Source organism: Shinella sp., from assembly GCF_049651085.1.
Taxonomy (GTDB): domain Bacteria; phylum Pseudomonadota; class Alphaproteobacteria; order Rhizobiales; family Rhizobiaceae; genus Shinella.
On the sequence record NZ_JBASBL010000028.1, the window covers coordinates 1 to 9,879 of the forward strand.

The following is a 9,879-nucleotide window of genomic DNA, read 5'->3' on the forward strand; positions in this document are numbered from 1 at the left end:
CGAGCTGCAAACCGCCGCATCGGCGGAAGAGCGCTATGCGGTGATCCGGGGGGTCTTCCACATACCGGGCGACCGCTCCTGCTCGAAGGAAGTCGAGCGCTATGTATTGAACGCGATTGGAATGGAGCCTCTGGCGGCGTAGCCCTAGCGCCCGCTCACGGAAGGAAGATGTGTTGCGCGGCGGTGCAAAGCGGGCTGCCTTCCTGTAGACAAGGTGGCGGGTATAGAGACGGTCTCTCTTCGCAACCGGGTCGGTTTCATGCTGCTGCGTTCCATGTCTGCCGAGAATTACCGTTCGCTTCGCTCGATCCGCATGGATCTCGGGCGGGTGAACCTGTTCGTCGGCGAAAACGGGGCGGGCAAGTCCAATCTCTACCGCTCGCTGCAACTGGTTCAGGCGGCGGTGCGTGGCACCTTCGCCCATGAGGTCGCGGCGGAAGGCGGCATGGCTTCGGCGCTTTGGACGGGCAGGCGGCGGGCGGGTGAGCCGGTGCGCATCCGCCTCGAAACGGAACTGCTCGACGAGGATCGCGCCATCACCTTCCGCTATCGCGTCGAGGCGGGCCTGCGCCCGCCGAAGGCGGCGGCCGGCTTTACCTTCGAGCCGCAGGTCAAGGCGGAAGAACTTTCCATCGAGACCGGGCGCCGGCCGGTGACCGTGATGAAGCGCGCCGGGCCTGGCATCCTGGTGCGCGACGAGACCGGCCGCATGGTCGAATATCCCGAGCAGGCGCTAACGTCGGAAACGGCCATCGCGCTGCTCGGCGATGCCGGGCACTACCCCGAGATCGGCACCTTCCGCCGCGCCGTCTCGCAATGGCGCTTCTTCCACGGCTTCCGTTCGGATCGCGATTCGGCGCTTCGCCAGCCCTGCCTTGCCGTGACCGCGCCGCTGCTCGATCAGGACGGGGCCAATATGGCCGCGGTCTTCGCCACGCTGGCATGGACGCGCGAGGATACGGTGAACCTTGACAGGGCCGTGGCGGACGCCTTCGGCGGTGCGCGGCTTTTCGTGCCGGAGCCCGAGGAGTTCGCCTCCTACGGGCTGATCTTCCCGCAGTTTCCGCAGCGCGTCTTCCAGCCGCGCGAGCTTTCCGACGGGCAGATCCGGTTTCTGGCGCTCGCCGCCGCGCTGCTTTCCTATCGCACGCCGCCGCTGATCGCGCTCAACGAGCCGGAGGCGAGCCTCCATCCCGACATGCTGTCGCCGCTTGCCGGGATGATCGCGCAGGCGGCCGAGCGCAGCCAGCTCTGGATCGTGACCCATTCCGAGCGGCTGGCGCGGGAGGTCGAGACGCGCTGCGGCGTGCGGGCAAAGCGCGTCGTGCGCAATGACGGGGCGACCTGGATCGACGGCATGCGGCTGACCGGCGAAATGGCCGAGGAAGACGAATGAGCGGATCGGCGATCTTAGCGGTTTTCTTCATGCGGCCGCGGGGGCATGTTCGCGGGCGATGAGCAGCGATTCGATCAACCTTTTCGGGGACCGACTGTTTCCGCGCACCGTGCCCGTGCTGGTGCCGGTGCCGACGCCCGTGCCCTATTCCTACACGGTTCCGGAGGACATGGCGGTCCAGCCGGGTTCGATCGTGCAGGTGCCGCTCGGGCCGCGTCTGGTGGCGGGCGTCGTGTGGGACGGCGGGGATGACGGCAAGGTCGATCCGAAGAAGCTGCGCGCCATCACGAAGGTTTTCGATTGCCCGCCGCTCTCCCGGGAGATGCGCGATTTTCTCGACTGGGTCTCCGATTATACGGTAACGCCTCCCGGCCTCGTCGCGCGCATGGCGCTGCGGGCGCCGGCCGCCTTCGATCCCGAACCGATGATCGAGGGGCTGCGCTTTACCGGGCACAGGCCGGAGCGGCTGACGAGCGCGCGCGAACGGGTGCTGGAACTGGTCGAGGACGGTCTTCCATGGACGCGTTCGGGCCTTGCCAATGCGTCCGGCACCTCGACGAGCGTCGTCGACGGGCTTGTGAAGCAGGGTACGTTCGAGACGGTCTTCCTGCCGCCAGCGCCGGTGGTGGCCGCGCCCGATCCCGATTATGTGGAGCCGCGCCTTCAGGGGCCGCAGACGGATAGCGCGGCGGAACTGATCGAGAGCGTCCGCAAGCGCGACTTTTCCGTCTCGCTGATCGACGGCATCACCGGCTCGGGCAAGACGGAGGTCTATTTCGAGGCGATCGCCGAGACGCTGCGGCAGGGCAGGCAGGTTCTGATCCTCCTGCCGGAAATCGCGCTGACGGCGAGTTTTCTCGAGCGGTTCCAGGACCGCTTCGGCGCAAAGCCGGCCGAATGGCATTCCGATCTCGCCCCGCGCACCCGCGAAAAGGTCTGGCGGCAGGTGACGACCGGGGATGTGCGGGTCGTGGCGGGCGCGCGCTCGGCGCTTTTCCTGCCCTTCGAGAATCTCGGCCTCATCATCGTGGATGAAGAGCACGATCCGGCCTACAAGCAGGAAGACCGCGTCTTCTACAATGCGCGCGACATGGCGGTGGTGCGCGCGCGCATCGGCGATTTCCCGGCCGTGCTCGTCTCGGCGACGCCCTCGGTCGAGAGCCGGGTCAACAGCGATGTCGGGCGCTATCGCAAGCTGCACCTGCCGACGCGCTTTGGCGATGCGGCGCTGCCGGACCTCCATCTCGTCGACATGCGCCGCCATCCGCCGGCGCGCGGCGGGTTTCTCTCGCCGGTCCTCCTGCGCGGCATCGCCCGCACCATCGAGAAGGAGCAGCAGGCGCTGCTCTTCCTCAATCGGCGCGGTTATGCGCCGCTGACCCTGTGCCGCGTCTGTGGCCATCGCTTCCAGTGCCCGCAATGCTCCAGCTGGCTCGTCGAACACCGGTTCCGCGGGCAGATACAGTGCCATCATTGCGGCTATGCCGAGCGCACGCCGGATGCCTGCCCTGAATGCGGGACCTTCGATCACCTCGCGGCGTGCGGTCCGGGTGTCGAGCGCATCGCGGAAGAGGTGGAACGGCATTTTCCGGAGGCGCGCACCATCGTGCTCTCCTCCGACCTGATGGGCGTCAAGCGGCTGCGGCTGGAGCTGGAGGCGATCGCGCGCGGCGAGGCGGATATCGTCATCGGCACACAGCTCGTCGCCAAGGGACACAATTTCCCGCTGATGTCGCTGGTTGGCGTGGTGGATGCGGATCTAGGGCTGTCAAACGGCGATCCGCGCGCGGCCGAGCGGACGTTCCAGCTGTTGTCGCAGGTGACGGGGCGCGCGGGACGTTCCGGCCTCAAGAGCCACGGCCTCATCCAGACCTATCAGCCGCTGCATCCGGTCATGCAGGCCATCGTCTCCGGCGACGCGCAGGCCTTCTACGACCGCGAAATCGGCGAAAGGGAAAAGGCGCTGCTGCCGCCGTTCGGGCGGCTCGCCTCGGTCATCGTGTCGGCCGATACCCGCGTCGAGGCGGAGGGTCATGCGCGCGGCCTGCGGCAGGCGGCGCCCCATGTCGACGGCATTTCGGTTCTTGGTCCGGCAGAGGCGCCGCTGGCGCTGGTGCGCGGCCGCCATCGCTTCCGCCTGCTGGTGCACGGAAGGCGGGGCAGCGACATGCAGACCTTCCTGCGCACCATGCTGGCCAATGGACCGAAAGAACGGGCCTCCCTGCAGGTGCAGCTCGACATCGATCCGCAGAGCTTCCTCTGACGGCATGGTTAACAAAGAGTTGTGTGAATTCGGCGCGCCGGCTTCTGCCCTTCCGGCGCCTGTGCGATAGAGGGCCGAGAGGCACCGACGGGAGAGACGGCAAGATGGAATTCTACATCCCTACCGAAACGGGCGAGTTCCTGGCGTTCTGCGCGGCCGTCGCAACGGCGCTCCTCGGCCTCTTCGCGCTCTTCGCCCCGGGCACGGCATTGAAGCTGGCGGGGCTGCAGGCCCGCGAAGGCAGCCACGAGGGCTTTGCCTTCGTCCGTTCGACCGGCGGTTTCTACGCGGGGCTCGCCATCGTTGCGCTGATGATGGCGCAGGACTGGATCTACATGGCCATCGGCGGCGGTTTTGCGATCGCCGCTTTCGGCCGCATCCTCTCGCTGATGTCGGACGGCTCCTTCACGATGAAGAACCTCCTCGTGCTCGCCGTGCAGGCGGTTCTTGCCGCCCTTCCGCTCGGCTATGCCTTCGGTTTCCTCTAGGCGAAAACCGGCTTTGCAGCCGGCGAGGCGGCAGAACATAGTCCGCGCAGCCAACTTTTGCTCTGACTATGGCCGACTTATGGCTCATTCCTGCCTCCGGCGTGTTGCGAGTCCCGGTTTCGTATGCTAGACGAACCGCGAAATTCAGAAAAAGCGGGCAAAACAGCCTGTGGGAGCTGAAGATTACCGCAACGATTTCAGTTTGTTAGGACTGTAGCTCCGCTACCGCCCTGAATTCTGGATGAAAAGAAGAGAAGCTTGTGCCCGTGGCAGACACATCCCAGCTTGTTTCCGGTGTTGCAGAAAGATACGCGTCTTCGCTTTTCGACCTCGCGCAGGAAGCCGGTTCGGCTGCCAGTGTCGGTGCCGATCTCGCCCGTTTCCAGGTGATGATCGATGAGAGCGAAGACCTGAGGCGGCTGATTGTCAGCCCCGTCTTCTCCGCCGAAGATCAGACCAAGGCCATCGCTGCCGTTGCCGCCAAGGCCGGCATCACCGGCCTCGTGGCAAACTTCCTCAAGGTGGTTGCGTCAAATCGCCGCCTCTTTGCAGTCCCGGGCATGATCAAGGCATACCGCGTCATCGCGGCCCGCGCCCGCGGCGAAATCACGGCCGACGTTACCTCGGCCCATGCGCTCACCGCAGCGCAGGAAAACGAATTGAAGGCGGCGCTGAAAGGCGTCACCGGCAAAGACGTGGCGATTTCCGTCACCGTCGACCCGTCCATTCTCGGTGGTCTGATCGTCAAGGTCGGGTCCCGCCAGATCGACACTTCCCTTCGCACCAAACTTTCTACCCTTAAGCTTGCACTGAAAGAGGTCGGCTGATGGATATCCGCGCCGCGGAAATTTCCGCAATTCTCAAAGATCAGATTAAAAATTTCGGCAAAGAGGCGGAAGTCTCGGAAGTCGGCCAGGTGCTCTCCGTCGGTGACGGTATTGCCCGCGTTTACGGCCTCGACAATGTTCAGGCTGGTGAAATGGTCGAGTTCCCGGGTGGCATCCGTGGCATGGCGCTGAACCTCGAAAGCGACAACGTTGGTGTCGTTATCTTCGGTTCGGACCGTGACATCAAGGAAGGCGACACCGTCAAGCGTACGGGCGCCATCGTTGACGTGCCGGTCGGTCCGGAACTGCTCGGCCGCGTCGTCGACGCGCTCGGCAACCCGATCGACGGCAAGGGCCCGATCAATGCCAAGCAGCGCTCGCGCGTTGACGTCAAGGCTCCGGGCATCATCCCGCGCAAGTCGGTGCATGAGCCGATGTCGACCGGCCTCAAGGCCATCGACGCCCTCATCCCGGTCGGCCGCGGCCAGCGCGAGCTGGTCATCGGTGACCGCCAGACCGGCAAGACCGCGATCATCCTGGACACGATCCTGAACCAGAAGGCGATCCACGACAACGGCCCGGACGGCGACAAGCTGTACTGCGTCTACGTCGCTATCGGCCAGAAGCGTTCGACCGTCGCCCAGTTCGTGAAGGTTCTCGAAGAGCGTGGCGCTCTCCAGTACTCGATCATCGTTGCTGCAACCGCCTCCGACCCGGCGCCGATGCAGTATCTCGCACCGTTTGCCGGTTGCGCGATGGGCGAATACTTCCGTGACAACGGCAAGCACGCCCTCATCGGTTACGACGACCTTTCCAAGCAGGCCGTTTCCTACCGTCAGATGTCGCTGCTGCTGCGCCGCCCGCCGGGCCGCGAAGCCTATCCGGGCGACGTCTTCTACCTGCATTCGCGTCTCCTCGAGCGCGCTGCAAAGCTCAACGACGACATGGGCGCTGGCTCGCTGACGGCTCTGCCGGTCATCGAAACCCAGGGTAACGACGTTTCGGCGTTCATTCCGACCAACGTGATCTCGATCACCGACGGCCAGATCTTCCTTGAAACGGACCTGTTCTACCAGGGTATCCGCCCGGCCGTTAACGTCGGTCTGTCGGTTTCCCGCGTGGGTTCGTCCGCTCAGATCAAGGCGATGAAGCAGGTTGCCGGCTCGATCAAGGGCGAACTCGCCCAGTATCGCGAAATGGCAGCCTTCGCCCAGTTCGGCTCGGACCTCGATGCCTCGACGCAGCGCCTGCTCAACCGCGGTGCACGCCTGACCGAACTCCTGAAGCAGCCGCAGTTCTCGCCGCTGAAGACGGAAGAGCAGGTCGTAGTGATCTTCGCCGGCGTCAACGGCTACCTCGACAAGATCGCCGTTTCCCAGGTTGGCGCATTCGAGCAGGGTCTGCTCGGCTACATGCGCTCCGAGGGCAAGGGCATCCTTGACACGATCCGTACCGACAAGGCGATCAGCGACGATACCAAGGGCAAGCTCAAGGCTGCTCTGGATACCTTCGCCAAGTCGTTCGGCTAAGGCTCACGGTTCTCGTCCTGCGCGCCCATGGCGCGCAGGCGGTCCACGAATTTTGGATTGACGCATGATCCTCTGGGATCGTGTTACAGGACGGAAAACGGATGCCTTCACTTAAGGATCTGAAAAATCGGATCGCCTCCGTCAAGGCGACGCAGAAGATCACCAAGGCGATGAAAATGGTCGCCGCGGCAAAGCTTCGGCGTGCCCAGGAAGCGGCCGAGGCCGCCCGGCCCTATTCGCAGCGCATGAGCGCCGTGCTTGCCAACATCGCCCAGGCTGTCGGCCAGGACGATTCTGCGCCGCGTCTGATGACCGGCACCGGCAAGGACGATGTTCATCTGCTCGTCGTCTGCACGGCCGAACGCGGTCTTTGCGGCGGCTTCAACTCGCAGATCGCGCGTCTGGCGCGTGACCATACCCGCAAGCTTCTGGCGAGCGGCAAGACGGTCAAGATCATCTGCGTGGGCAAGAAGGGCTTCGATATTCTGCGCCGCGAATTCGCATCGCTGATCATCGACCGCGTCGACCTGCGTGAAGTCAAGCGCGTCGGCTTCGAGAACGCGGACCAGGTTGGCCGCAAGGTCATCGACCTGTTCGAGAAGGGCGAGTTCGACGTCTGCACGTTGTTCTATTCCGAGTTCAAGTCGGTCATCTCGCAGATCCCGACCGCACTCCAGCTCGTTCCGGCCTCCGCTCCCGCGGTCGTTGCCGAGACGAATGGCGCCGCGGCGATCTACGACTACGAGCCGGATGCCAGCGCGATCCTCGGTGACCTCATCCCGCGCAACATTTCCGTCCAGATCTTCCGGGCCCTGCTCGAGAATGTCGCTGGCGAAATGGGTGCCAAAATGAGCGCCATGGACAACGCGACCCGCAATGCCGGTGAGATGATCAACAAGCTGACGCTCAACTACAACCGTCAGCGTCAGGCTCAGATCACCAAGGAACTCATCGAAATCATCTCGGGCGCTGAAGCGCTCTAAGGACCAGGACAAAGAGGGTAAGAGATATGGCTAAGGCAGCTACCCCGAAGGAAACTGCAGCGGAAAAGAAGCCGGCTGCTCGCAAGCCGGCGGCTAAGACCGCCGCTGCAACCAAGGCCGCAGCTCCGGCAGCTGTTGCCGCCGGTGCAACCGGTCGCGTTACCCAGGTTATCGGCGCCGTCGTTGACGTCGCCTTCGACGGCGACCTGCCGCAGATCCTGAACGCGCTGGAAACCGACAACAACGGCAACCGCCTCGTTCTCGAAGTTGCCCAGCACCTCGGCGAAAGCACCGTTCGCACGATCGCCATGGACTCGACCGAAGGTCTCGTCCGCGGTCAGCCGGTCGCCGATACGGGCGCTCCGATCACCGTTCCGGTCGGCCCGGAAACGCTCGGCCGCATCATGAACGTCATCGGCGAGCCGGTTGACGAAGCCGGCCCGCTCGTCACCGCCGGCAAGCGCGCGATCCACCAGGACGCACCGTCCTACGTCGAGCAGTCGACGGAAGCGCAGATCCTCGTCACCGGCATCAAGGTCGTCGACCTTCTCGCTCCCTACGCAAAGGGCGGCAAGATCGGCCTCTTCGGCGGCGCAGGCGTCGGTAAGACCGTTCTGATCATGGAACTGATCAACAACGTCGCCAAGGCGCACGGTGGTTACTCGGTGTTCGCAGGCGTGGGTGAACGTACCCGCGAAGGCAACGACCTTTACCACGAAATGATCGAATCCGGCGTGAACAAGCACGGCGGCGGCGAAGGCTCCAAGGCAGCCCTCGTTTACGGCCAGATGAACGAACCGCCGGGCGCACGCGCTCGCGTCGCTCTGACGGGTCTGACGATCGCTGAAGACTTCCGCGACAAGGGCCAGGACGTTCTGTTCTTCGTCGACAACATCTTCCGCTTCACCCAGGCAGGTTCGGAAGTGTCCGCACTTCTCGGCCGTATCCCGTCGGCCGTGGGCTACCAGCCGACGCTCGCCACGGACATGGGCCAGATGCAGGAACGCATCACGACCACGACCAAGGGCTCGATCACCTCGGTCCAGGCCATCTACGTTCCCGCCGACGACTTGACCGACCCCGCGCCGGCAACCTCGTTCGCCCACCTTGACGCAACGACCGTTCTGTCGCGCTCGATCGCCGAAAAGGGTATCTACCCGGCCGTTGACCCGCTCGACTCGACCTCGCGCATGCTCGACCCGATGGTTGTCGGCGAAGAGCACTACGAAGTCGCCCGTAAGGTTCAGACGACCCTGCAGCGCTACAAGTCGCTCCAGGACATCATCGCGATCCTGGGCATGGACGAACTGTCGGAAGACGACAAGATCGCCGTTGCCCGCGCCCGCAAGATCGAGCGTTTCCTGTCCCAGCCGTTCTTCGTTGCCGAAGTCTTCACCGGTTCGCCGGGCAAGCTCGTCGCTCTCGAAGACACGATCAAGGGCTTCAAGGGCCTCGTCAACGGCGAGTACGATCACCTTCCGGAAGCTGCTTTCTACATGGTTGGTTCCATGGAAGAAGCCGTCGAGAAGGCCAAGAAGCTGGCTGCCGAAGCCGCTTGATGTTTTTGACGGGCGCCCGGCAAGGGCGCCCGCCACAGTCTCGCAGTGCCGGACGGAAAGCTGCTTTGCGCTCTCCCCGGAATTGCACTCCGGCCGTATGAAATCAGAAGAAGTGAATGGTCATGGCTGACAGTTTCAACTTTGAACTCGTTTCCCCCGAGCGCCTGCTGGTTTCCGGCAGCGTCAGCGAAGTCGTCATCCCGGCGACCGAGGGCGAGATGACCGTCATGGCCAACCATGCGCCGACCATGACGACGATCAAGCCGGGTATCGTCACCGTGAAGTTCGCCGACGGAAAGAAGGACCGCTACGTGGTCTTCGGCGGTTTCGCCGACATCATCCCGACCGGCTGCACGCTGCTGGCCGAATCGGCCGTCCATGTCGACGAATTCAACCGTGACGATATCGGCCGCCGCATCGAGGCAGCCCGCAAGGAACTCGATCACGTCAAGTCGGATGACCAGAAGTTCGGTATCGAGACCTATCTGGCCGAACTGACGACGCTTCAGGGCATCGTAATGCCGGTCTGATCATCGACGATCCGGCCCATGCTGACATTGAACCCGCCTCGGCGGGTTTTTTGTTGCCTGGCAATCGGCAAGGTCCTCTTTACCTTAGCGGCGAGAAAGCCGTCTCTTAGGTCGACAACTTCAGGGCGATTTCCGGTTTCTTTACGCCCCTGCGCAAGATTGCTGGAAAACGCGAGCCGCCATGAAGGCGGGTTTCAAGCATCAGGATGGAATGGATGAGCAGCAAGATCGTACCCGTCATCATGGCCGGCGGTAAGGGCACGCGCCTTTGGCCCCTGTCGCGCGCCTCGGCGCCGAAGCAGTT

The 9,879-nt window shown here is 63.8% G+C and carries 9 protein-coding genes; all 9 read left to right on the forward strand.

The window, feature by feature from the left end; all coding sequences use genetic code 11:
• The first annotated feature begins 259 nt into the window (after window positions 1-259).
• Complete coding sequence (locus WA950_RS20605; protein ID WP_424553611.1) at window positions 260-1,396, forward strand: AAA family ATPase; 1,137 nt, start codon at window positions 260-262, stop codon at window positions 1,394-1,396.
• A gap of 58 nt (window positions 1,397-1,454) precedes the next feature.
• Complete coding sequence (locus WA950_RS20610; protein WP_424553612.1) at window positions 1,455-3,659, forward strand: primosomal protein N'; 2,205 nt, start codon at window positions 1,455-1,457, stop codon at window positions 3,657-3,659.
• Between the two features lie 104 nt (window positions 3,660-3,763).
• Window positions 3,764-4,147: a DUF4345 domain-containing protein gene (locus WA950_RS20615; protein ID WP_424553613.1), complete on the forward strand. Its 384-nt coding sequence runs from the start codon at window positions 3,764-3,766 to the stop codon at window positions 4,145-4,147.
• A 260-nt stretch (window positions 4,148-4,407) separates the two neighbouring features.
• Entirely contained in the window at window positions 4,408-4,974 is a 567-nt protein-coding gene (locus tag WA950_RS20620; protein ID WP_424553614.1) for a F0F1 ATP synthase subunit delta, read from the forward strand.
• On the forward strand, window positions 4,974-6,503 hold the full coding sequence (atpA, locus tag WA950_RS20625) for a F0F1 ATP synthase subunit alpha (protein WP_424553615.1): 1,530 nt from the start codon (window positions 4,974-4,976) through the stop codon (window positions 6,501-6,503). The genes WA950_RS20620 and atpA overlap by 1 nt, the downstream gene beginning before the upstream one ends.
• Window positions 6,504-6,604: 101 nt before the next feature.
• Complete coding sequence (locus tag WA950_RS20630) at window positions 6,605-7,486, forward strand: F0F1 ATP synthase subunit gamma (RefSeq protein WP_424553616.1); 882 nt, start codon at window positions 6,605-6,607, stop codon at window positions 7,484-7,486.
• 26 nt (window positions 7,487-7,512) lie between these two features.
• Complete coding sequence (atpD, locus tag WA950_RS20635) at window positions 7,513-9,045, forward strand: F0F1 ATP synthase subunit beta (RefSeq protein ID WP_424553617.1); 1,533 nt, start codon at window positions 7,513-7,515, stop codon at window positions 9,043-9,045.
• A gap of 122 nt (window positions 9,046-9,167) precedes the next feature.
• A complete protein-coding gene (locus tag WA950_RS20640) occupies window positions 9,168-9,575 on the forward strand; it encodes a F0F1 ATP synthase subunit epsilon (protein WP_424553618.1) in 408 nt (135 codons plus the stop codon).
• A 215-nt stretch (window positions 9,576-9,790) separates the two neighbouring features.
• Window positions 9,791-9,879 (forward strand): sugar phosphate nucleotidyltransferase (locus WA950_RS20645; protein WP_424552703.1); only part of this gene is annotated, 89 nt, incomplete at its 3' end.